This window comes from Streptomyces sp. NPDC005820, assembly GCF_040630255.1.
Lineage (GTDB): Bacteria > Actinomycetota > Actinomycetes > Streptomycetales > Streptomycetaceae > Streptomyces.
The window spans coordinates 11,835-34,720 of sequence record NZ_JBEXXE010000040.1 but is presented as its reverse complement, the minus strand read 5'-3'; the positions used below and the strand labels follow the sequence as shown (position 1 = coordinate 34,720).

Here is a 22,886-nt window from a genome sequence, read left to right as displayed (position 1 = left end):
GCCACGACGACGCCGCACCCGAACAACCTTCAGCCCGCCCCCAATGCCCTCTCCGCCTGCTCCACCAGCCCATCCGCCCCGCAGGTACGCGCCAGCGTCAACCCCCGATTCAGCTCGGACACCGACCGCGACAGAATCCCGTACTCGATACGGGCAGCCGCGTGCTCGTACTGACTCGGTGAGGACTCCAGCAACGTGACCGCCTGATGGGCGAGCCGCACCGCACGCTGCCCGGTCTCCAGCGCGGCGGCGCACCGCAGCGCCTCCCCGATCGCGGTGTCGGTGCCGAACCGCTCGGCGCGCCGGCGGACGTCCCCGGCGAGCAGGGCCGCACGGGCCGGGTCCTCGGTCGCGAGGGCGCGGGCGAGGTCGACCGCCCAGGGGACCATCACCGGGTTGAGGTGGCCGCGGACGGCCGCCGCCTTCTCCGCCTCCTCCAGTTCGTTGATCCCCTCGGCGGTGCGGCCCACCGCGAGCAGCAGTCGGCCGCGCACCGAGCGCGGGTCGGGCAGCACGATCGTGGACGGGTACGGCGGGGCGAAGCCGCACTCCTCGGCGATCTCCCACGCCTCGTCGACATGGCCGCGGCACAGCAGCACGTCGACCAGGTTGCAGGTGGCCGACCAGTACAGGGGCAGTCCGCGGCCGACGCGCTCGGCGAGCTGGAGGGACTTCCTGAGGGACTTCTCCGCCTCCTTCAGCTTGCCCCGGCGGCGCAGACCGAGGCCGAGGTAGGCGTGCGCGAGGGCGAGATGGCCGCCGCTCCAGCCGGCCGACTCGTAGGTGCGCAGGGCCTCGTTGAAGAAGGTGTCGGCGCGGTCGAGCCGGTCGGTGTAGGCGTAGGAGCTGGAGAGCATCATCAGCAGTTCGATGCCCCAGACCTGGTCGGTCCAGCCGAGTCCCGGGGCGAGGCCGCCGTTGACCAGGGCGCGGTCGCAGTACTCGACGACCTCCTCCGCGTTCTCCCCGCGGGTCACGGCGTCGAAGCCGCGCAGGATGAGCAGGGCCCGCTCGGCGTTGTCGCGGCCGGTGCAGGTCGCGGCGAGGGCGGCGAGCTGCTCGGAGCGGTTCGGGGAGATCGCCTCGCCCGCGTGCACGCACTCCCACATGAACTGCACGGCCTGCAGCCGCATCTTGGCCGGGCCCGGGGCGAGCCGGTTCGCCTCCGCCTCGACGGTGCGGACGGCCTCCTCCATCTGGTCGTTGTGCAGCAGGGCCTGGGAGAGGCGGTAGACGGCGTCGATCCGCAGGTCGCCCTCCAGACCGGGCATGGCGAGCGCGGTGCGCAGATGCTCGACGGTCCGGGCGGGCGCGGTGAGCAGGGTGGCGCAGCCGAGGTCGTACAGCACGCGCGCGTGGACGTCCGGGTCGGGCGGTTCGGCGAGGGCGCGCTCCAGACAGCGGCGGGCCGCGTCGGGGGCGCCGACCGCGAGGTGTTCGCCGGCCGCCCCGCGCAGCTGTTCGACGAGTTCCTGGTCGCCCTCGGGGTGGACCTGGATGAGGTGCCGGGAGGCGGCCGCGAGGCCCTTGCCCGCCTCGGTGACGATCTTGGCGGCGATGCCGTGCATCGCGGTGCGCAGGCTGGAGGGGATGCTGTCGTAGACGGCGCTGGCGATGAGCGGGTGGACGAACTCGAGGTCGCCCTCCGCGGCGGGCACGGCGGCCGGGTCGGGTTCGGTGAGGATGCGGGCGGTGCGCAGCAGGTCGGCGCAGCGCACGGCGGTGTCGCGGCCCATGACGGCGAGCCGGGACGCCTCGTCGATGGAGATGCCGACGCCGCCGAGGATGGCGGCCGCCATGGCGAACCGGGTGGCCTCCACCCCCAGTTCCTCCAGGCGGTCGACGAGTCCGCCGCCGCGGGCCGCCCGGTTCAGGGGCCGCAGTTCGGCGGCCGAGGCCTCGGTCGGGTCGAGGCCCTTGTCCTTGACCTTGGCGAGGAGTTCGACGGTGTCGTAGGGGTTGCCGTCGGTGACGGCCCACACCTCGCGGCAGAACGCGGCGTCCGCGTGTTCCCCGAGGGTGGCGCGGGTCAGGCCGGCGACGGAGGCCGGGGTGAGGGTGGTGATGCTGGTGACGCGGGGGCCGGCGGCCTCGCCGATCGCGTCGAGGTAGCGGCCCCGGTCGCCGCCCACCGCCTCGGGCCTGCGGGCCAGGACGACCAGGACGGAGAGGCGGTCGAGGCGGTCGGTGAAGGCGGCGAGCCAGCGCAGGGTCTCCTGGTCGGCCCAGTGCGCGTCGTCGATCAGCAGGACGAGCGGGTAGCAGCGGGTGGCCAGCCGGCTCACGGCGGCGACGAGTCCGTCGCACACGTGCTGCGGGTCGGCCGGGCCGTCGCCGGGTTCCGCTATGCCGAGCGCGGGGCCCGCGATGTCGTACCAGTCGCCGAGGTACTCGCGGGCCTCCTCGGACAGCAGCGACAGCAGCGCGGGCTGCAGCAGCTGCCGTACGACGTTGAAGGGGACGGACCTGAGTGTCTCGCCGCCGCGGGCCGACCAGACCGCGCAGCCCCGGTCCTCGGCGATACGGCGGGTCTCGGCCAGCAATGCGGTCTTCCCGACCCCGGCCTCGCCCCGGAGCACCAGCAGGTGACCCGAGGAGGACCGGTCGGCGCAGAGCGCGTCCACCGCCCGCGCGATGCCGGCGATCTCCTTCTCGCGCTCCCACAGGGAAGCCGAGGCGGCCCCCGCCGGCCGTGCCTCCGTCATCCCGCTACCTCCCCAAGTGTCGCCCGGACGACGTACAGAACTCGAGCGTAGCCGTCCGGAGGGCGCCGTGCAGACAGTCCGCGCAGGTCTTGCCTGCACGAGTGACACGGCGGACCCCGGCCCGGCCGGGCGGGCCTGCGTCGCGGCCACCGGAACGTCAACGCCGGGCGACGCGCACGGATTTGACGTCGAATTCACGCCAGCCGCGGCGCTCGGCGGGCGCGGCCCCCGCAACGGAATGCCCTCCCTCTCATCCGCCTTTCACCGATGCCTCATACGGTTAGGGCATGACGCAGGTGACTCCTCCCGGGTGGTACCCCGACCCGGGGCAGACAAGTGACGGTCCCGCCGCCGAGCGCTGGTGGGACGGCAAGGCGTGGACCGACCAGACCCGCCCCGTGGGCTCGGCCGCCGCATGGGGTCCGCAGGCGCAGGCGCCGACCGACGGCGCGTATGCGGCGTACCCGGCCTATCCGGCGTACCCGGCACCGCCGGAGGGCACGGGCCCGCGGCGCGGACTGCGCACGGGCATAGCCGTCGCGGCGGCGGTCGCGGTCCTCGCCAGTATCGGGGTGGGCGTGTACGCGCTGTCGAAGGACGACGGCGGCAGCGGCGGCAGCGGTACGGCGCAGGGGCCGGGCGGCCAGGGCGGACCGGGCGGCGGCGGCGGCCAGGGCGGACCGGGCGGCGGCTCGGGCGGATCGAGCGGCGGACCAGGCGGCTCCGGCGGCTCCGGCGGTTCGGGCGGGGCCTCTCCGTCCCCGCAGGAGTCCGAGGCGCCGAAGATCAAGAGCGGGTCGGTGACCGACGCGCTCAACGGGATCAGCATCCCGATCCCGAGCGGCTGGTACGGGCAGGAGGGCAGCTCCGGCGCGGCCGTGACGTCCGAGTCCTCGTACCAGTGCCCGGGCGACACCTCCAAGTCCTGCACCAAGGGCGGCGTGTACTCCTCGCCGGTCGAGCTGCTGGGCACCAAGGGCGACACGGCCGAGGAGGTCGCCAAGGCGGACATCGCCCAGAACGCGGAGCAGTCCTACGGCGGCGACACCTACGGCGAGATCACCTCGCACCAGGTGCTCGCCTCCAAGGCCGTGACCGTCGCCGGACAGAAGGGCTATCTGGTGCGCTGGAAGGCGGTCACCAGCAAGGGCGCCGACGGCTACGTGGAGTCGCTGGCGTTCCCGGCCCCGGCGGACAGCAAGCGGCTGGTGGTGCTGCGGTTCGGCGTGGACGCCGACCAGAGCGTGTCGGTCATCGACACGATCACGAAGGGGATCAAGGTCGCCTCGGGCGGCGGCAGCGGTACGAACGTGTGACACCCGTCGAGCGTTGATCGGCCGGGTGGGGCGCCCCTCCGCTCAAGGGGAACCCCACCCGGCCGGGGGGTGCGCGCCGCCCCCGTCCCCACGGTGCGGCGCGAGCAGGTCGCCGTCCGGTCATCCCGTGGGCGGCGGCCTGGGTCTTCTACGGTGACGGCCTGCGGAGCCCGAGCGCGGGCAGTACGGCGGCCTCCACGAACCGGACCAGGTAGTCCGGGTCGGCGAACTCGCCGTCGACGACGGGCCGGGCGCGGACGACGCCGAACATCTGGGCGGGGATGTACTCCAGCGCGGGGTGGTCGGCGGGGATCTCGCCCCGGTCGACCCCGCGCCGCAGAATCGTGCGCAGCGCCTCGATCTCGGGGTCGATCAGCGCCTCGCGCAGCGCCAGGGCGAGGTCCTCGTCGCCGTGGACCGCGTGCCCGAGGGCCTGCATCAGCTTGCTGTCGTGCAACGACCAGTGGCCCGTGGCCCGCGCGGCCTCGCACAGGTCGCCGGCGAGGGAGCCGGTGTCGATGCCGGCCAGCCGCCCGGTCCGGCGGGACCGCAGCGCGGCCACGACGAACTGGGGCTTGGTCTTCCACTGCCGGTAGAGCGTGGACTTGCTGCACCGGGTGGTGGCGGCCACGCCCTCCATGGTGAGCGCTTCGTATCCGCACTCGCGGATCTGTTCGAGGACGGCGTCGAAGAACTCCGCCTCACGCTCAGGCGTGATCTTGGAGCGGCGCGTTGCGGCGACCGGCTCCGGTCCCTCCGCGGCCTGCGACGTCATCGCCTCGTCCCCTTCTCTCGCTCGCTGTCCGTTCCAGTGTGTCGTATCTCAATCGATACGCAAGTGTACCGGTACTCGCGCGTATCGGTACAGTAGCGTATCGGTACGATGCCGTATCGATCGATCAAACGCACCACCGTCCAGTGAAGGGGCCGGGGGATGAATGCCCGCACCGAGCCTGAAGCAGCGGAGCCGGTCTCACCGGCACGGCCGCCCATAGTCAGGGAGCTCCTGCTCGTCGCAGGGCTCTTCCTCGTCTACAAGGTCGGGCGGCAGCTGGCCACGGGCCACACCGCGGAGGCCTTCCGCAACGCCGTTGACGTGTGGCACGCCGAACGGTGGCTCCACCTCCCCGGCGAGGGCGCGGTGCAGTCCCTGCTGCTGCACGGGGACGTCCTGGTCCGGGTCGCGAACACCTACTACGCGACCGTGCACTTCCCGGCCACGCTGGCCTTCCTGGTCTGGCTCTATCTGCGGCGCCCGGCGCACTACGTGTGGGCCCGGCGGGTGCTGGCCGCCGTCACCGCGGCCGCCCTGGTGCTGCATCTGACGTTCCCGCTCGCGCCGCCCCGGATGCTCGCGGCGGCGGGCCTGACGGACACCGCGCGGGTCTACGGTCCCTCGGTGTACGGGCCCCCGCAGACCGACCAGTTGTCGAACCAGTTCGCGGCGATGCCCTCGCTGCACTTCGGCTGGGCCCTGATGGTCGCCATCGGGCTGATCGCGGCGACCAGGTCGCGGTGGCGCTGGCTGTGGCTGCTGCATCCGCTGGTGACACTGCTGGTGATCGTGGGGACGGCGAACCACTACTGGCTCGACGCGATCGTGGCGGGCGCCCTGCTCGGCGCGGCGCTCGCGGTGATCCACGTGCCGGCGCGGACGGCGGCCCCGGTCGGCCCCGGCCGTCCGCGGCCGGTCCGGGCGAGGACCGGGGACCACGTCCTGGTGGGGGCGGGCCGATGAACGCCACCCTCGTCGCCGTCGTCCTCTCCCTGTTCTCGGCGGTCGCCTACGCGGCCGCGGCCGTCGCCCAGGAGCGGCTCGCCTCCCGCTCCCCCGGCGCCGGGCTGGCGCGCATGCTGGGCCGGGGCGCCTGGTGGGCCTCGGTGGGGCTGAACGCCTCGGCGGCGCTGCTGCACGTGGTGGCGCTGAAGTACGGTCCGCTGACCGTGGTGCAGCCGCTCGGCGCGCTGACGCTGGTGGCCGCGGTGCCGCTGGGCGCGCGGGTCGCGGGGCGGCGGGTCACCCCGGCCGAGTGGCGGGGCACCGCCTTCACCCTGGCCGGACTGGCCGCGATCCTGGTCACGGCCTCGGGCCCGGCCCCCGAGAACGCGCTGAGCGGCTCCGAGGCGATCGCGGTGGCGGGGACCACGGCGGCGGTCATCGGCCTGCTGGCCCGGCCCGGCACCCGGCCCGGACTGCGGCACGCGAGCGCGTCCGGCATCGTCTCCGGGGTCGCCTCGGCGCTCACCCAGACGGTGACGGTGGCGGCCACCGACCGCTCGGGCTCGCTGCTGAGCGTGCAGGTGATCGGGGTGGCGCTGCTGGTCGCGGCGTTCGCCACGGCCGGGCTGCTGCTGTCGCAGACCGCCTACCGGGGCGGGCTCGGCGCCCCGCTGGCGATGGTGACGCTGGCCAACCCCGTGGCCGCGGCGGCGATCGGGCTGGTCCTGCTCGGCGAACGCCTCCAGGGCGGTCCGGCGGGCGTCCTCCTCGCACTGGCGGGCGCGTCACTCGCCGGCTGGGGCGTGGTCCTGCTCTCCCGGGCCGCACCGCAGCCCCTGCCGCTCCACGACGAGGAGCACCCCGTGGCCGCCGTCCTGGCCCTGAGCCCGGAAACAGCCTCACCCGAACCGGCCATGCGGCCCCGCCCGACCTCGGAACCCGGACATCTGACGGCACGGTGAACGAGGGCGGAGCCAACGGGCCGAGTACGCGGCCACCGGGCCGAGTGCACGGGCACCGAGCCGAGTGCGCGGGCACCGAGCCGACGGGGCAGGCACCGGGCCGAGTGCACGGACACCGGGCCGACGGGGCAGGCACCGGGCCGAGTGCACGGACACCGAGCCGACGGGGCAGGCACCGGGCCGAGTGCACGGACACCGGGCCGAGTGCACGGGCACCAGGCAGGCATCGGGCCAACCGGACAGGCCTCGGGCCGACCGGACAAGCACCGGGCCGACCGGACAAGCACCGGGCCGAGTGCACGGACACCGGCCAGGCCTCGGGCCGACCGGACAGGCACCGGGCCGAATGCGCGGGCACCGGACAGGGCCCGGGCCGGCAGTCGTCCCCGGGCGCCCGTCGGCGGGTGCTCGGGGGGAGCCCGGTAACCAAGCGTCCCGGGTGCTCGCCGGTGTCCCGGCCGTGCGCCCGCGCCGAGCAGGCCTCCCGGGTGTGCGCCGGTGTTCCGGCGGTGCGGCCCCCCGCCACGGGCCGGAATGGCCGCCGCCTCTGCTGCCGGGCGGCGCGCCGGTCCGGTGGCCCCCGTGTCTACCGTGCTGCCGTCGGCGTCAGCCGAGGCCTCGGGCGTCCTGCTTCAGGGCCGTGTCCACCGTGAGGGCCGTTGCGACGACCAGGCTCAGCAGCGGTTCGGGGAGCTGGTAGTGGATCTGGAGGACGTAGTTGTCGGCGGTGGTGAACATCGTCTTGGCGAGGCCCTCCCAGGTCTTGGTGATCCGGGCGACCTCGTTCTCCGCGTGGTCGACGATGGCGAAGTTCCACGCCCGCCAGTTCTCCGCCTTGATCGCGCCGATCTGCTGACCGCCCGCGTTGATGGCGAAGTTGATCTTCCCGAAGACGTTCTGCTGGACGATCTCGCCGACCTGCTGTCCGTCCGGACGGGTCACGATCACCCGGGACTTGAATATCTTCGCCGGGCGGGTCAGCAGCAGCACGGGCTGACCGTAGGCGTCGCGGATCTCCAGCTTGTGGGTGAGGTACTGGTCGATGCTGGCGACGAACCGAATGATCTTGCGCAGGGCGCTCTGGCCGACCTGGACGACCGAGCCGAGCTGGTTGCCCTGCTGGTCCATGACCTTGTACTCGTTGGTCAGCTCGATGAGCTTGGCCTTCTGGTTCACCACCAGCACCGGCTCGCTGAACAGCGTGCCGCCGCCGGGGCCGCTCGAGGCGACCCCGGCCTGCTGCTGCACCTGGCGCTGGACGCGCGGATCGGGCCCGGCCGGCTGCGCCGGGATGCCCGGCGCAGCCTGGCCCGGCTGGTCGGCGTGCGTGTGCTCGGTCCACTGGGCGCCGTCCCAGTAGCGCAGCGTCTGGGCCGCACCGTGCGGATCCGGGTACCAGCCTGCAGGTGTGTTCGAATGCGTGGTCACCGGGGCACACTACCCCGAGCCCGCCGGGACCTGACCAGTCCCCACGAGCCGGTGTTCACGCCGCATTTACCCGCGCGCCGGGCTCTTTGCTACTCCGTGACGATCGCCGGGTCGCTGACGCCCGGGCACCCGTTCTCGACGTGTCCGGCGAACCGCCGTCCGAAGTCGGCGTCGACGTCGGCCGTGACGGTGAGGTCGTACCAGCGCCGGCTCCTGGTCAGGTCGGCAAAGTGGCGGACCACGGCGCCGGGGCGCACCCGCACGGACGTGGTGCGGCCGCCGTAGCCGTCGGCGAGCTTCAGCACGGCCGTGTGGGCGGTCTTGTTGGTGAGGGTGAGTTCGAGGCCCTCGCCGATGTGCCGGGCGATCGCCTCCAGCCCGGCCTCCTTGCCCCGGAAGGCGCGCAGGAACCCGTTGGGGCCGTGCACGGTCAGGTCGTAGGAGCCGCCGGAGGTGGCCGGGTTCCAGGTGTCGGAGACGGTCTTGCCCGAGCCGGTGGTGTAGCTCCACGGCCCGTCCGCGCGGTTGCCGGAGGTGACGAGGAAGGCGGCGCCGGCCTTCGCGCCGGAGGCGAAGGTGAGGGTGATCTCCCCGGCCGCGCCGTTCGCCGAACCGTCCACGAAGGGGGCGTACTTGAGCGGGCGGGTCGGGCGGTGGCCGCGCTCCTGCTTCGGCAGGACCGGGGTCGCGGGCGGGGTCGGGACGTAGTCCGGGTGGCGGTCCCTGTCCGGCGGCTCGTAGCCGTCGGTGCCGGGCAGGGAGACCGGGCGGGTGTCCTTGCGGCCGAAGTCGAACGCGGCGGTCAGGTCACCGCAGACCGTGCGCCGCCACGGCGAGATGTTCGGCTCGTGGACACCGAAGCGGCGCTCCATGAACCGGATCACCGAGGTGTGGTCGAAGGTCTCGGAGCAGACGTAACCGCCCTTGCTCCAGGGGGAGACGACCAGCATCGGCACGCGCTGGCCGAGTCCGTAGGGGCCGGCGACATGGCCGCTGTCGCCCTTGAACACGTCCGGACCGGTGTCGACGGTGGACCGGCCCTGCGCGGCGGAGGCGGGCGGGAACGCCGGGACCATGTGGTCGAAGAAGCCGTCGTTCTCGTCGTAGGTGATGAACAGGGCCGTCTTCGCCCACACCTTCGGGTCGGAGGTGAGGGCGTCGAGGACCTGCGCGACGTACCAGGCGCCGTAGTTCGCGGGCCAGTTGGGGTGTTCGGTGAAGGCCTCGGGGGCGACGATCCAGGAGATCTGCGGCAGCCTGCCGCCCTGGACGTCCGCCTTCAGCTGCTCGAAGAAGCCCTCGCCCCTGCGGGCGTCGGTGCCGGTGCGGGCCTTGTCGTAGAGGGGGTCGCCGGGCTGGGCGTTCTGGTACTGGGTGAAGTAGAGCAGCGAGTTGTCGCCGTAGTTGCCGCGGTAGGCGTCCTGGATCCAGCCCCAGCTGCCGGCCTTGTCCAGGCCGTCGCCGACGTCCTGGTAGATCTTCCAGGAGACGCCCGCCTTCTCCAGCCGCTCGGGGTACGTCGTCCAGTTGTAGCCGACCTCGTCGTTGCCGAGGACCGGGCCGCCGCCCTTGCCGTCGTTGCCGGTGTAACCGGTCCACAGGTAGTAGCGGTTGGGGTCGGTCGAGCCGATGAAGGAGCAGTGGTAGGCGTCGCAGATGGTGAAGGCGTCGGCGAGCGCGTAGTGGAACGGGATGTCCGCGCGGTTGAGGTACGCCATCGTCGTGGCGGACTTGGCGGCGATCCAGCCGTCGTACTTGCCGCCGTGGAAGGCGGCGTGGCCGTCGTTCCAGCCGTGCGGGAGGTCCTGGAGGAAGGCCATCCCCAGGTCGTCGGCGTCGGGATGGAAGGGCAGGACGTCCTTGGTGCCGTCGGACTGGTGCCACACCGACTTGCCGTTCGGGAGCGTCACCGGGCGCGGGTCGCCGAAGCCGCGGACGCCTCTCAGCGTGCCGAAGTAGTGGTCGAAGGAGCGGTTCTCCTGCATCAGGACGACGATGTGCTCGACGTCCTCGATCGACCCCGTGCGGTGGTTCGCGGGCAGCGCCGCGGCACGCTCGATGCTGCCGGAGAGCGCGGTGAACGCGGTGGTGGCGCCCGCGAGTTGGAGGAAGCGGCGCCGGTTGACCTCGGACATGGGTGAGGGACCTCTCGTGCGGAAGGCGTGTCTCACGTGACGGGAAGCGAGTGTTCCAAGGGCATCGAACGGCGCGGAAGGGTGCGGTGGCGTCCGCGTGAAGGTCGCCGGTACGCGAGATGTGCAGCGGATCAAAGGCCCCCCAAGACCCGGGCCCTACTCCCTTAGGGTGACGCGATTCCGGCCTGATCCGGGCCGCCGCTCGCGGTATGGACCACTGGCGGTTCGACCGGCCGGCCAAGGGGTCCGGCCGTGTGCCGCCCGAGGCCACGACCAGCACATGAAGCGCTTGCATCCGTCGTGCCCCGCGAGCACCTCAGATGGAAAAACACATGATTCGGTTGTGTGCCGAATCACCGGAGCAAGCGCACTTTTCCGTCATGTTCCGCAGCAAGATCACAAAACCCGCACAGACTCCTCACTATGTTCATTCGCGACGGATGCGGCGACGACCGGCCTCGGAGGGGGAGCCGGCGTTCCGCAAGGGGGTGCGTCAGCTCCACGGGAGCGGTGCTCACCCCTGCCCGGGGAGGGGAACTTCACCGCATGAAGCGGACCACACGCACCACCGCGCTCACGGTGGGCGCGCTCATCGCCGCGCTCGGCCTGCCCACCGGCACGGCTCGTGCCGACGCCACCACACCACGCGTCGACCTGCGGGTTCTCGTGGTGAGCGACGGCGGCCCGGCCACCGGCGCCATCGCGGCTGAACTGACGGCGGCGGGGACGCCGTACACCGAGATCGACCTCACCCGGCCCGGCCGGCAGGTGATCGACGCGGCCTTCCTCGCCGACACCGTCGACGGCCGGCCCCGCGCGAGGTTCCAGGCGGTCGTGCTGCCCAACGACAACCCGTTCGCGGCCGGTTCGGCGGAGATGGCGGCCCTCGCCGCCTACGAGCAGACCTACGGCATCCCCCAGGTCGACGCCTACACCTACGCACGTCCGGAAGCGGGTCTGCAGTACCCGGTGCACGGCGGCTACTCCGGCAGCCTCGACGGGGTGCGGGCCTCGGTGACCGCCGCCGGGCGGACCGGACCGTTCGGCTATCTCGACGGGACGGTGCCCTTCGAGGACAACGACCCTTCCGTCGGCGAGAGTTACGCCTATCTGTCGACGCCCGCGGCGGGCGCCGACTTCACCTCCTACGTCGACGCGCCCGTCCCCGGGCAGTCGACGCGGGGCTCACTGGTGGGCGAGTACCGGCACGACGGGCGGCGCGAACTGGTCGTCACCTTCGTCTACAACCAGTACCAGCAGCAGTTCCGGCTGCTGGCCCGCGGCATCGTGGAGTGGATGACCGGCGGGGTCCACCTCGGCGCCTCCCGCAACTACTTCGCCGTGCACGTGGACGACGTGTTCGCCGCCGACGACCGCTGGAACACCACCCTCGACTGCACCCCGGGCGACGTCGACTGCACCGACCCCGGCGCCACCCCCGACCCGATCCGGATGACCGCCGCCGACGTCGACCACGCGGTGACCTGGCAGAACAGCAGGAACTTCACCCTGGACCTGGCCTACAACGCGGTCGCCACCGTCGACACCCGCGCGCAGAACAACGGCGCCGACCCGCTCGCCGACCGACTCCTCGCCGACAAGGACCGGTTCCGCTGGATCAACCACACCTACACACACGCCTTCCTGGGCTGTGTGCAGGACACCACGGTGGTGCCGTGGAAGTGCGCCACCGACGCCGACGGCGCCACGCAGTGGGTGAGCCGTACGGAGATCTCCGACGCGATCGCCGACAACCGCGCCTGGGGCCAGGCCAACGGACTCCCCCTGGAGGCCGACGAGTTGGTCACCGGCGAGCACTCCGGCCTGAAGGTGCTGCCGCAGCAGCCCGTGGACAACCCCAACCTCGCACCCGCCCTCGACGACAACGGCATCGGCTGGCTCGGCTCCGACAACTCCCGTGAGCCCGACCGGCGTCGGCTCGGCGCCGCCACCACCGTCCCCCGCCACCCGATGAACGTCTTCTACAACGCGGGCAGGGCGGCCGAGCAGATCGACGAGTACAACTGGATCTACACCAGCCGGGCCCAGGGCGGCAGCGGCGTCTGCGAGGACAACCCCGCCACCACCACCTGCCTCACGGCCCCGCTGGATCCCGCCACCGGCTACGCCGACCACATCGTGCCGATCGAGACCCGCACCGCCCTCGGACACGTCCTCGCGAACGACCCCAAGCCGCACTACATCCACCAGTCGAACCTCGCCGAGGACCGCCTCGCCTACCCCGTCCTCGACGGTGTCCTCGACGGCTACCGCGCCCTGTTCGCCGACGACACCCCGGTGGTCAACCTGCGGATGAAGGACATCGGCACCGAACTCGAGCGCCGGACCGCCTGGCAGGCCGCCGTGCGCGACGACCGGGTGACCGCCTACCGCGTCGGCGACACCGTCACCGTCGAGGCACCCGACGGCGTGGACGTCACCGCGACCCTGCCCAGCGGCACCACCCTGGCCGGCGCCGCCTTCGGCACGGCGTACGCGGGCGGGGTGTCCGGCTGGACGCCCTCCGCCGGCACTCCCCTCACCCTCACCCTGCCGGCCTCCGCCGCGGCCCCGGCCGCCGACACCTCCGAGACGCTCACGGCCACCCGGCCCGCACCGGACACACGGGTCCCGGCGGGCGTGACCGAACAGGTCCCGTACACCGCGGACAACTGAACGGCGCACCGACCGACGGACGGAACCGACCGCCGCGAGCCCGCGGCACGGACCCACCGGTGAGCCCCGAGAACGGGGCTCACCGGGCACGAACCACCCCACACCTCGGCCGTGGAGCCCACCGATGCACGTTCCCCACGGCGCGCGCCGCTCCGGCGCGACGCGCGTCACCCTGCTCACCGAAGGCACCTACCCGCACAGTCACGGCGGCGTGAGCGTCTGGTGCGACCAGCTCGTCCAGGGCATGCCCGACATCGACTTCGACGTCATCGCCGTGACCGGCACCGGACGCGAGTCCCTCGCCTGGGACCTGCCCACCCATGTCACGCGCGTGCTGTCCGTCCCCATGTGGGGCGACCCGCCCGCCGGCCGGGCGCCCCGGGGCCGCGCCCGCACCCGACTGGCCACCGCCTACGAGGAGTTCCTCACCGCGCTGCTCGACCCGCGCGCCGAGGGCGGCTTCGCGCCCGCCCTGTACACGATGGCGCGGGCCGCGGCGGACGGGGCGCTCAGCCCCTTCCTCTGCGGCGACCGGGCGATCGCGATCCTCACGTCGGTGTGGAACCGGCCGGGCCTCGCCGTGCGCGAGGCGGGCCCGACCCTGCACGACGCGCTCACCGCGACCGCCCTCCTGGAACACGCCCTGCGCCCGCTCGCCGCACCCGCCCCCGAGACCGGGGTGGCGCACGCGGTCAGCGGCGGAGTCGCCGTCCTGCCGGGCCTCGCGGCACTCCAACGGCACGGTGTGCCCCTGCTGTTGACCGAGCACGGCGTGTATCTGCGCGAGCGCTACCTCGGCTACCGCACCGCGCCCTACCGCTGGCCGGTGAAGGCGGTCGTCCTCGGCTTCTTCCGGCTGCTGGCGGAGGAGACCTACCGGCGGGCCGCGCTGATCACCCCGGGCAACCGCTACAACCGGCTGTGGGAGGAGGAGGGCGGCGCCGCCCCGGAGTCGATCCGCACCGTCTACAACGGCGTGGACCCGGCCGCGTTCCCGCCCGCCGGACCCGAGCCCGGGGACCTCACCCTGAGCTGGGCCGGCCGGGTCGACCCGATCAAGGACCTGGAGACCCTGATCCGGGCCTTCGCGCTCGTCCGGGCCGAACTCCCCGACTGCCGCCTGAGGTTGTTCGGCGGCACCCCGCGCGGCGGAGAGGCCTACCGGGAGCGCTGCGAGGCGCTCGCCGCCGAGCTGGGACACGCGGACGCCGTGACCTTCGAGGGCCGGGTCGACGACATCAAGGACGCCTACGCGGCCGGCAACGTCGTGATGCTGTCCAGCATCAGCGAGGGCTTCCCGTTCACGCTGATCGAGGCCATGTCGTGCGGGCGGGCCACCGTCTCCACCGACGTGGGCGGGGTACGGGAGGCGGTCGGCGACACCGGGCTCGTGGTGCCGCCCCGCGACCCCCGGTCGATGGCCTCGGCCGCGCTGGAGCTGCTGGGCGACCCGGCGCGCCGCCGCAGCATGGGCGAGGCGGCCCGGCTGCGGGTGATCGAGCAGTTCACCCTGCGCCAGACCATCGACACCTTCCGCGCCATCTACCTCGAACTGCCCACGCTGGAGCGGGAACCCGCGGGGATAACCAAGGCCATACCCAAGGCCATGACCACGACCACGGCCATGACCACAGCCGTGCCTGCGGCGGCTTCGGTGCCGCCCCAGCCGGTCTCGCCGGTCGCGCCGGTCGGCACGGTGGCCGGATGAGCGGGCCGATCTCCCTGGAGCCCGGCGGGTCCGAGCAGGACACGCTGGCGCTGCGGCTCGCCGAGACCCGCCCGCCGCGCCGCCGGCCGCGCTGGGCCTCGGACGAGACCACGCTCGCCATCCGGCTGCCCCGGCAGGGCCCCGACGAGGAGGCGGTGAGCCTGCTGGCCGCCGAGCTCGCCGACCGCGTCGGGCCCGCCGTCCACCCGTACGAGGTGGCCGCGCTGCTGGAGGCGGAGGGCCTGTCGGCCGCCCTCATCAAGGCGCGCTACGGCCACCCCAGTCTGTTCTCCCTCGCCGCCGCGCTGTACGAGCGGGTGCCGAGGACCTTCCCGGAGCCCGCTCCGGCCGCCGACGTATGGCGCCCGGACACCGTGCGCTGTCTGCTGCGGGGCGTGCTGTTCGCCCTGCCGGGGCTGGCCTATCTGCTCACCCGTCCGCTGTGGAACGCCGCGGACCACGCCCCCGCGCTGATCGTCGCGGGCCTGGTCTCCTGGGCCTGGGGGCAGGCGCTCGGCCACCGGGCCCACTTGCGCAGGGCGACCGGGCGGCGCGAGGCGGGCCGTACGCTGCTCACCGGCGCGCCCGTCGGCGCCGCCCTGGCCACGGCGGCGGCCGTGCCGCTCGCCGGGAGCGTGCCGGTGCTCCTGGCCGTCGCCGCGCAGTCCCTGTATCTGGCGGCGGCGGGCGTCCTGCTGGTGCTGGCGCGGGAGCGGCTGCTGCTGGCCGCGCTCTCCCCGCTGATCGCGGGCGCCGTCGTCCTGCCGTGGTGGGAACCGGGCGGGCCGCTGCGGACCGGGCTGCCGGCGCTGGCCCTGCTGGGCACGCTCGCCGTGACCGCCCTGGCGCTGCGTACGGCCCTCGCCGCGCCGGCCGCGCCCGACGGGCCCCTCCCGCGTCTCGCGTGGTCGCTGCCCTACGGACTGTTCGGGCTGGCCGCCGGGGTGCTGGTGCTGCTGGAGGGGCGCGCGGAGCCGTACGCGGTGATCGTGCTCACCGTCAGCATGGGGCTCGCGGAGTGGCTGCTGTACCGCTACCGTGGTCTGTCGGTGGCGGCCCTGCGCGCCACCGCGACCCCCGCCGGGTTCCTGCTGCGCTCGGCCGGCATCCTCGCCGTCTGTCTGCTCGCCTATCTGCTGCCGCTGGTGCCCGCGGCCCTGGTCACCGGGTCCGCGCCGACCGCGCTGCTGCTGCTCGCCGCCGCGCTGTGGACCGCCCTGCTGCTGCAGGCGTTCGGCGCCGCCTGGCCGTCGGCCCTCATCTGTCTCACCGCCGCCGGGGGCGCCGGGGCCGTCGCCCTCCTCGGCCTGCCGCCGGGCCCGGTCGAGGCGCTCTGTCTGGCCTCGGGGGCCGCCGCGCTCTGTCTGACGGCGTACGCGCTGTGGCAGCTCGGCCGCCCCGCGCCGCACGCCTGAGCGCCGCACGCTCTCCGGGCCACGCGCCCTTCACCTCCCCCACGCTGCCGTCACCCGCCCCCACACACACATCGAACCCATCGGAAGGACACCGGAGTTGACCTCCACACCGCTCGCCGCCGTCACCGGAGCCGAGGGCTTCATCGGCTCGCATCTCACCGAGGCGCTGGTCGCCTCGGGGCACCGAGTGCGGGCCATGGCCCAGTACAACTCGTTCTCCTCGTACGGCTGGCTGGAGACCCTGCACCCGGACGTCCTCGACCAGGTGGAGATCGTCCTGGGCGACGTCCGGGACCCGGGCTCGGTGCGCGGCCTGCTCGAAGGGGCCGACACGGCCTACCACCTGGCCGCGCTGATCGCGATCCCGTACTCCTACCGGGCGCCGCACAGCTATGTGGACACCAACGTCACCGGCACGCTGAACGTGCTGGAGGCGGTGCGCGCGCTGGGCACGCCCCGGCTGGTGCACACCTCCACGAGCGAGACGTACGGCACCGCGCAGACCGTGCCGATCACCGAGGACCACCCCATCAACACCCAGTCCCCGTACGCCGCTTCGAAGGCCGGCGGGGACCGGCTGGCCGACAGCTACCACGCCAGCTTCGACACCCCCGTGGTGACGCTGCGGCCGTTCAACACCTTCGGGCCGCGCCAGTCGATGCGCGCGGTCATCCCGACCGTCATCGGCCAGGTGGCCGCCGGGGAACGCACGATCACCCTCGGCGATCTGCGGCCCACGCGGGACTTCACCTTCGTCAGGGACACCGCGCAGGCGTTCCTGGCCGTCGGCACCGCGCCCGCCGGGCAGGTGGTGGGCCGCACCTTCAACGCCGGCACCGGCGGGGAGATCTCCGTCGGCGACCTGGTCCAGCTGATCGGCAAGGTCATGGACACCGCCCTCGACGTCCGCGAGGACACCGCCCGGATCCGGCCGGCCAACTCCGAGGTGATGCGGCTGGTCGCCGACGCGAGCCGGCTCGCCGCCGCCACCGGCTGGCAGCCCGCGCACACCCTGGAGGAAGGCCTCGCGCACACCGTGGAGTTCTTCCGCGACCCGGCCCACCTGACCCGCTACAAGACCGGCATCTACAACATCTGACCGTCCGGTACGTCCCCACACCCGAAGACACGAAGGAGGAGTCCCGTGCACGCAGTGATCCTGGCCGGCGGCAAGGGCGTCCGGCTGCGGCCCTACACCACCGCGCTGCCCAAGCCGCTGGTCCCCATCGGCGACCAGCACGCCATCCTGGAGATCGTGCTGCGCCAGCTGGCCACGGCCGGCTTCACCGGCTGCACCATCGCCATCGGCCATCTCGGCGAGATCATCCGGGCCTACGTCGGCGACGGCGCCGCCTGGGGCCTGAAGATCGACTACGCCACCGAGGAGAGCCCGCTGGGCACTCTCGGCCCGCTGCTCACCCTGCGCGAGCGGCTGCCCGAGTCGTTCCTGGTCATGAACGGTGACGTCCTGACCGACCTCGACTACGCGGACGTCCTCAGGACGCACCGCGCCTCGGGGGCGCCGCTGACCATCGCCACGTACGCCCGGAAGGTGCGCATCGACTTCGGGGTGCTGACCACCGACTCCTCGAAGGTGGTCGCCTTCACCGAGAAGCCCAGCATGGACTACCGGGTCTCGATGGGCGTCTACGGTCTGTCCCGCTCGACGCTGGAGGGCTACACCCCCGGACTGCCGCTCGGCTTCGACGAGTTGGTCCTCGATCTGATTCAGGCTCAGAACAAGCCGCAGGCCTACGAGTTCGACGGCTACTGGCTGGACATCGGGCGCCCCGACGACTACGACCGCGCCAACGCGGAGTTCACCACCCGCAAGTCCCATCTCCTCAAGGGAGCCTGAGCACCCGATGCGCATTCTCGTCCTGGGCTTCACCGGCTATCTCGGAGCCCATGTCGCCGACCGGCTGCGGGCCCTGCCGGGCGCGCTGGTCCTCGGCGCCGGCCGCTCCCCGGGCGCGGACCACGAGGTCGACCTCGCCTCGGTCCGTCCGGCGGAGCTGGCCAAGACCCTGGCCCTGGCCGCGCCCGACGCGGTGGTCAACTGCGCGGGCGCGACCGGCGGCGACGCCGTGACCCTCGCCGAGGTCAACGCCCGTGGCCCGGCCGTGCTGTGCGCGGCGCTGCGGGAGGCGGCGCCGGGGGCCCGGCTGGTGCATCTGGGCTCGGCCGCCGAGTACGGTCCGGGCATCGCGGGCAGCCCGGTCACCGAGTCCGACCCGACCTGCCCGGCCGGTCCGTACGGCGCGACCAAGCTCGCGGGCACGGCGGTGGTGACCGCGTCCGGCCTGGACGCGGTGGTGCTGCGGGTGGGCAACCCGGTGGGGCCGGGGGCGCCGCCCGCCGGACTGCCGGGCCGGCTGGCCGCCCTGCTGCGGGAGGCGGGCCGGGACCCGGACGCGGTGCTGCGGCTCGGCGATCTGTCCTCGTACCGCGACTTCGTGGACGTACGGGACGTGGCGCACGCGGCCGAGCTCGCGGTCACCGTCCCCGGCCCGCTGCCGCGGATCCTGAACGTCAGCGCGGGCCGCGCCGTCCCGGTGCGCGAGCTGGTGCTCGGGCTGGCCGCGCAGGCCGGCTTCCGGGGCCGCGTCGAGGAGACCACGGGGGGCGGACGCTCGATCCGCTCGGGCGAGGTGTCCTGGCAGTGCTCCGACGTCACGGCCGCCGAGCGAGCCCTGGGCTGGCGGCCCGCGCACACCCTCGACGAGGCGCTCGCCGCGCTGTGGGAAGGCGACGGCACGCCGTGAGCCTGCTGATTCCGCTGTACGTGCACCCCGCCGAGGATCCGGGCGCCTGGCACCGTCTGATCCAGGGCGCGGGGCGCACGTACGGCGTGATCCTCAACCCCGCGAACGGGCCCGGTCGGGGCCCCGACCCCGCGTTCGCCGCGGCGGCCGGGGCCCTTCGGGAGGCGGGCGCGCGCGTCCTCGGGTACGTCGACACCGACTACGGGGTGCGTGAGCGGGCCGCCGTGGTGGCCGACGTACGCCGGCACCAGGAGTGGTACGCGGCCGACGGCTGCTTCCTCGACCAGGTGACGGCGACCCCGGACGCGCTGCCCGCCTGCCGCCGGCTGGTGAAGAGCGTGCGCCGCTCGGGCGCCGGGACGGTGGTCCTCAACCCCGGGGTCCACCCGGCGCCCGGCTACGCCCGCCTCGCCGACCTGACCGTGACCTTCGAGGGCCACTGGTCCACGTACGTCTCGGCGTTCACCCGCCCGGACTGGACCACCCGGCACGCGCCCGAGCGACTCTGCCATCTGGTGTACGGCGTCCCCGAGGCGCTGGTACCGCTCGCGGTGCGCACCGCGGGTGAGCGGGGCGCCGCGGTGTCCGGTCCCGTCACGGGAGAACTGCCCAATCCCTGGGGTGAGTTGACCCCCGCACTGAGCGGAACACAACGATGAGGTACACGGTACGAGCGATCCTGCTGGCCGGCGCGCTGGCACTCGCGGGCTGCTCCGCAACGGGGGGCGGGGACGACGGCACGCCGCCGGCCTCCGGCTCGCCCTCCGGTACGGCGGACTCGTCGGCCGGGGAGCTGTGGCGGCCCCGGCCGGGGCTGGCCTGGCAGTGGCAGCTCAACAGCAGGGTCGACCCGTCGGTGGACGTGCCGGTCTACGACATCGACGGCTTCGAGAACACGGCCGCGGACGTGGCCCGGCTGCACCGGGACGGACGCAAGGTCATCTGTTACGTCAACGTCGGCGCGTGGGAGGACTTCCGGTCCGACAAGGACGACTTCCCCAAGGCGGTGCTGGGCAAGGAGAACGGCTGGGCGGGCGAGCGCTGGCTGGACATCCGGAAGATCTCCGTGCTGCGGCCGATCATGGCGCGGCGCTTCGACATGTGCCGCGCCAAGGGCTTCGACGCGGTGGAACCGGACCTGGTGGAGGGCTACGGCAACACGACGGGCTTCCCGCTCACCGCCCGCGACCAGCTCCGCTACAACCGGATGATCGCCGAGCTGGCGCACGCACGCGGGATGTCGGTGGGCCTCAAGAACGACCTGCCGCAGATCCCCCAGCTCCTCGCCCACTTCGACTTCGCGGTCAACGAGGAGTGCGCCCAGTACGGCGAGTGCGCGCGGCTCACCCCGTTCATCGAGGCCGGGAAGGCGGTCTTCCACGTGGAGTACGCGGAGCCCACGAGCAGCTTCTGCGCCGAGTCACGACGGCTGAAGCTGTCGTCGATGCAGAAGAAGCTGGAGCTGGGGGTGTGGCGCAAGCCCTGCTGAGCCGGGGGGCGCCCGCTGCTGACGCTCCTCGGTTCGTACAGTTTCCCGCCAACGCGGCCGGAAGGCAGACTTGTTGAGCGTTCGCCTCCCGGGGATACTTCTACAGAACTGTAGACGACCTGGAGAGAGAGCAGACCCGTATGTTCGGCATGAGCGAGCTGGCCCTGATCCTGGTCGTCGTCATCGCGATCCTCGCGATCAGGAAGCTGCCCGAACTGACCCGCTCGGCGGGCAGGGCGACCCGCATCCTCAAGAGCGAGGCGAGGTCCCTGAACGACCGGGACGACGCCGCGCCGCGTCCCTGACCGGCGTCTGCCCCGGTCAGTCGTCCGAGTCGGGCTTGTTGCCCGCCGCCGCGTAGGCCTGGGTGGGGGTCATGGGGACGCCATTGAGGGCGACCGTCTTGAAGGGGCTGACCTCGGCGCAGGTCTTGGCCTCGTCGGCGGTCTGGGCGTGGGCGTTGGAGACGGCGGCCTTGGTGTCGGCGGGCGCGGGCGAGGAGGTGCCGCCGGGGTAGGTGGTGCCGCTCGGCCAGTCGCTGCCGATGACCAGGGTGAGGCCGGTTCCGCCGCCCTGCTTCAGATGCGAGGACGGCAGGCCGAGGGTCTTCGCGGCCGTCTGCGCCGCGCCCTTCCGGCCGGTGCCGTAGGTGAGGGTCGTGGTGGTCGCCGGGCTCGGGGCGTTGGCGGTGGTCGTGCCGGAGTCGAAGCCCGCGTCGGTGAGGGCGCCGGCGACGGCGGAGGCGCGGCCGGTGATGGTCGTGCCGTTCTCCACGGTGACGGCGACCTCGGACGCGGGGACCGCCGAGGCGGTGGCCGTCGCCTTGGCCGTCGCGGAGGCCGCCGCCGACTTCTTGCCGGAACCGGTGGTGAGCGACTGGTCGCCCGCGATGGTGGAGAAGAGGGTCTTGGCGCCGGTGCCCACCACGACCCGGTCGCTGTCCGACGGATCGGGGGCCGTCTGCATGGTGGTGAACGTCATCCGCCTGGTGGGGACCTTGTTCAGGTCGGCCGCGAGCCCGATCAGCTTCTTCACGCTGCCGAGGCCGTCGTCCACGGTGAGCGCCTTGGTGGCGGCGTCGGCGAGGCTGTAGACCGCGGTGGGGTCGGTGAGGGTGCCCGCGCTCTTGAACTTGCGGATCATCGCGCTGAGGAAGATGTGCTGGGAGACGGTACGGCCGAGGTCGCTGCCGTCGCCGAAGCCGTGCCGTGAGCGGACGAACTCCAGGGCCGCGACACCCTTGAGGGTGTGGGTGCCCTTGGACAGCTTCAGATGCGAGTAGGTGTCGTACACGTTGGCGTTCACGCACACGGAGACACCGCCGACCGCGTCGGACATCTTGACCACGCCGGAGAAGTCGAGCTTGACGAAGTGGTCGATGGGGATGCCGGTGAGCTCGTGGATGGTGGACACCTGGCAGGCCGGGCCGTACTGGAGGGCGCTGTTGATCTGGCCGTAGTAGCCGGACGTGGACTGCCCGGTCCCACTGTCCTTGCAGGCCGGGACGTTCGTCATGGTGTCGCGCGGGATGCTCATGACGGTGGCGTTGGAGCGGTCGGCGGATATGTGGACCACCATCTGCACGTCCGCGTTGCCGTTGCCGGACTGCACCCCGGTCTGCGAGCAGCCGCCGCCCAGTTTGCAGTCCGCCTTGCTGGTACGGCCGTCCGAGCCCATGACCAGGATGTTGATCGGGGTGCGGCCGAATGCGTCGGCCTTCTCCTTGCCGCCCTTGCCGTCGATCGAGACGCTGTTGATGTTGCTGTTCAGGTGCTGGTAGAACCACCAGCCCGCACCGGCCGTCGCCAGCACCAGGACCGCCAGGCACAGCCCGGCGATCCGCAGCAGGCGTCTGCCGCGGCGCACCGGACGGCCCCGGCGCGTCCCGCGGCCGCCGCCGCGCCCGCGGGAGGCCGCCCGTGCCGCGGCGCGCCCGCCCGTCGGAAGCGGTTCGTCGAGCCCGGTCGCGCGCTGCCCGGGCACCCTGCCGGTGCGGCTGCGCGTGGCCTGGCCGGCCGGACCGTCCCACGGGTCGCTCATTCACCACTCCTACGAACGGTCGGACAGATGCACAGAGGTAGAGGCGGCAATCAAGATCGAGGTTGCTTGCGTAGTTGCGCAATCTAACAAAGCCCTGGCCAGAGCAGTCCGGATCCTGGGCGAATTCACAGGTGAGGGATGTCATGCAACCTGGGGGAGGGATTCCCCGTCCGGGGGGCGGTCGGCCGCCGGGGGCTGGCGTCAGCCGCAGGGGCCGGTCAGCCGCCAGGGGCCGGTCGACGGCCAGGGGGCTGGCGTCAGCCGCAGGGGGCGGTTCGGACGCCGGGGAGCGGTCGGCCGCCGGGGGCCGGCGTCAGCCGCCGGGAGCGGTTCGGACGCCGGGGGGCAGTTCGGACGCCGGGGGGCAGTTCGGACGCCGGGAGGCGGTTCGGACGCCGGGGGGCAGTTCGGACGCCGGGAGGCGGTTCGGACGCCGGGAGGCGGTTCGGACGCCGGGAGGCGGTTCGGACGCCGGGAGGCGGTTCGGACGCCGGGAGGCGGTTCGGACGCCGGGAGGCGGTTCGGAC

At 73.1% G+C, this 22,886-nt stretch carries 17 protein-coding genes; 12 read left to right on the top strand and 5 right to left on the bottom strand.

The window, feature by feature from the left end; translation table 11 throughout:
- Positions 1-29: 29 nt before the first annotated feature.
- Positions 30-2,705: an AAA family ATPase gene (locus tag ABZ464_RS37950; RefSeq protein ID WP_359285344.1), complete on the bottom strand. Its 2,676-nt coding sequence runs from the start codon at positions 2,703-2,705 to the stop codon at positions 30-32.
- Between the two features lie 287 nt (positions 2,706-2,992).
- Between ABZ464_RS37950 and ABZ464_RS37945 the strand changes: the two genes are divergently transcribed.
- Positions 2,993-4,021, top strand: a complete 1,029-nt coding sequence (locus ABZ464_RS37945; protein WP_359285342.1) for a DUF2510 domain-containing protein — start codon at positions 2,993-2,995, stop codon at positions 4,019-4,021.
- A gap of 148 nt (positions 4,022-4,169) precedes the next feature.
- Here ABZ464_RS37945 and ABZ464_RS37940 read toward each other — a convergent pair whose 3' ends face one another.
- Positions 4,170-4,796: a TetR/AcrR family transcriptional regulator C-terminal ligand-binding domain-containing protein gene (locus tag ABZ464_RS37940; protein ID WP_359285340.1), complete on the bottom strand. Its 627-nt coding sequence runs from the start codon at positions 4,794-4,796 to the stop codon at positions 4,170-4,172.
- 159 nt (positions 4,797-4,955) lie between these two features.
- On the opposite strand from ABZ464_RS37940, the gene ABZ464_RS37935 reads away from it, so the two are divergent.
- Positions 4,956-5,759, top strand: coding sequence for a phosphatase PAP2 family protein (locus ABZ464_RS37935; RefSeq protein WP_359285337.1), 804 nt, complete (start codon positions 4,956-4,958; stop codon positions 5,757-5,759).
- The gene (locus ABZ464_RS37930) at positions 5,756-6,703 is read left to right on the top strand and encodes a hypothetical protein (RefSeq protein WP_359285334.1); all 948 of its coding nucleotides are present in this window, start codon (positions 5,756-5,758) and stop codon (positions 6,701-6,703) included. The genes ABZ464_RS37935 and ABZ464_RS37930 overlap by 4 nt, the downstream gene beginning before the upstream one ends.
- Before the next feature lie 606 nt (positions 6,704-7,309).
- Here ABZ464_RS37930 and ABZ464_RS37925 read toward each other — a convergent pair.
- Entirely contained in the window at positions 7,310-8,131 is an 822-nt protein-coding gene (locus ABZ464_RS37925; RefSeq protein WP_359285333.1) for a phospholipid scramblase-related protein, read from the bottom strand.
- Between the two features lie 89 nt (positions 8,132-8,220).
- The gene (locus ABZ464_RS37920; protein WP_359285330.1) at positions 8,221-10,266 is read right to left on the bottom strand and encodes a phosphocholine-specific phospholipase C; all 2,046 of its coding nucleotides are present in this window, start codon (positions 10,264-10,266) and stop codon (positions 8,221-8,223) included.
- Positions 10,267-10,812: 546 nt separating this feature from the next.
- Between ABZ464_RS37920 and ABZ464_RS37915 the strand changes: the two genes are divergently transcribed.
- From ABZ464_RS37915 to ABZ464_RS37875, 9 genes are all read left to right on the top strand, one after another.
- Positions 10,813-12,942: a hypothetical protein gene (locus ABZ464_RS37915; RefSeq protein ID WP_359285328.1), complete on the top strand. Its 2,130-nt coding sequence runs from the start codon at positions 10,813-10,815 to the stop codon at positions 12,940-12,942.
- A gap of 124 nt (positions 12,943-13,066) precedes the next feature.
- A complete protein-coding gene (gene pelF / locus ABZ464_RS37910; protein ID WP_359285327.1) occupies positions 13,067-14,650 on the top strand; it encodes a GT4 family glycosyltransferase PelF in 1,584 nt (527 codons plus the stop codon).
- On the top strand, positions 14,647-16,065 hold the full coding sequence (locus tag ABZ464_RS37905) for a hypothetical protein (RefSeq protein WP_359285325.1): 1,419 nt from the start codon (positions 14,647-14,649) through the stop codon (positions 16,063-16,065). Before pelF ends, ABZ464_RS37905 begins: the two co-directional genes overlap by 4 nt.
- A 97-nt stretch (positions 16,066-16,162) precedes the next feature.
- Positions 16,163-17,164: a GDP-mannose 4,6-dehydratase gene (locus tag ABZ464_RS37900; protein WP_359285322.1), complete on the top strand. Its 1,002-nt coding sequence runs from the start codon at positions 16,163-16,165 to the stop codon at positions 17,162-17,164.
- Positions 17,165-17,209: 45 nt separating this feature from the next.
- Entirely contained in the window at positions 17,210-17,923 is a 714-nt protein-coding gene (locus ABZ464_RS37895; RefSeq protein WP_359285320.1) for a sugar phosphate nucleotidyltransferase, read from the top strand.
- Positions 17,924-17,930: 7 nt separating this feature from the next.
- Positions 17,931-18,830 (top strand): NAD(P)-dependent oxidoreductase, encoded by a 900-nt coding sequence (locus ABZ464_RS37890; protein WP_359285317.1) that lies wholly within the window; start codon positions 17,931-17,933, stop codon positions 18,828-18,830.
- Positions 18,827-19,489 (top strand): spherulation-specific family 4 protein, encoded by a 663-nt coding sequence (locus tag ABZ464_RS37885; RefSeq protein ID WP_359285315.1) that lies wholly within the window; start codon positions 18,827-18,829, stop codon positions 19,487-19,489. Before ABZ464_RS37890 ends, ABZ464_RS37885 begins: the two co-directional genes overlap by 4 nt.
- Entirely contained in the window at positions 19,486-20,319 is an 834-nt protein-coding gene (locus ABZ464_RS37880) for an endo alpha-1,4 polygalactosaminidase (RefSeq protein ID WP_359285313.1), read from the top strand. Before ABZ464_RS37885 ends, ABZ464_RS37880 begins: the two co-directional genes overlap by 4 nt.
- Positions 20,320-20,459: 140 nt before the next feature.
- Positions 20,460-20,624 (top strand): twin-arginine translocase TatA/TatE family subunit, encoded by a 165-nt coding sequence (locus ABZ464_RS37875; RefSeq protein ID WP_359285310.1) that lies wholly within the window; start codon positions 20,460-20,462, stop codon positions 20,622-20,624.
- A 16-nt stretch (positions 20,625-20,640) separates the two neighbouring features.
- On the opposite strand, the gene ABZ464_RS37870 is transcribed toward ABZ464_RS37875, so the two are convergent.
- Entirely contained in the window at positions 20,641-22,359 is a 1,719-nt protein-coding gene (locus ABZ464_RS37870) for an LCP family protein (RefSeq protein ID WP_359285307.1), read from the bottom strand.
- Positions 22,360-22,886: the final 527 nt, after the last annotated feature.

Excerpts from the sequence above, each read along its gene's own strand:
- ABZ464_RS37905 (WP_359285325.1), top strand. The coding sequence starts at position 14,647 with ATGAGCGGGCCGATCTCCCTGGAGCCCGGCGGGTCCGAGCAGGACACG.
- ABZ464_RS37915 (WP_359285328.1), top strand. The coding sequence starts at position 10,813 with ATGAAGCGGACCACACGCACCACCGCGCTCACGGTGGGCGCGCTCATC.
- ABZ464_RS37930 (WP_359285334.1), top strand. The coding sequence starts at position 5,756 with ATGAACGCCACCCTCGTCGCCGTCGTCCTCTCCCTGTTCTCGGCGGTC.
- ABZ464_RS37875 (WP_359285310.1), top strand. The coding sequence starts at position 20,460 with ATGTTCGGCATGAGCGAGCTGGCCCTGATCCTGGTCGTCGTCATCGCG.
- ABZ464_RS37870 (WP_359285307.1), bottom strand. The coding sequence starts at position 22,359 with ATGAGCGACCCGTGGGACGGTCCGGCCGGCCAGGCCACGCGCAGCCGC.
- ABZ464_RS37880 (WP_359285313.1), top strand. The coding sequence starts at position 19,486 with ATGAGGTACACGGTACGAGCGATCCTGCTGGCCGGCGCGCTGGCACTC.
- ABZ464_RS37940 (WP_359285340.1), bottom strand. The coding sequence starts at position 4,796 with ATGACGTCGCAGGCCGCGGAGGGACCGGAGCCGGTCGCCGCAACGCGC.
- ABZ464_RS37935 (WP_359285337.1), top strand. The coding sequence starts at position 4,956 with ATGAATGCCCGCACCGAGCCTGAAGCAGCGGAGCCGGTCTCACCGGCA.
- ABZ464_RS37890 (WP_359285317.1), top strand. The coding sequence starts at position 17,931 with ATGCGCATTCTCGTCCTGGGCTTCACCGGCTATCTCGGAGCCCATGTC.
- pelF (WP_359285327.1), top strand. The coding sequence starts at position 13,067 with ATGCACGTTCCCCACGGCGCGCGCCGCTCCGGCGCGACGCGCGTCACC.
- ABZ464_RS37945 (WP_359285342.1), top strand. The coding sequence starts at position 2,993 with ATGACGCAGGTGACTCCTCCCGGGTGGTACCCCGACCCGGGGCAGACA.
- ABZ464_RS37950 (WP_359285344.1), bottom strand. The coding sequence starts at position 2,705 with ATGACGGAGGCACGGCCGGCGGGGGCCGCCTCGGCTTCCCTGTGGGAG.
- ABZ464_RS37920 (WP_359285330.1), bottom strand. The coding sequence starts at position 10,266 with ATGTCCGAGGTCAACCGGCGCCGCTTCCTCCAACTCGCGGGCGCCACC.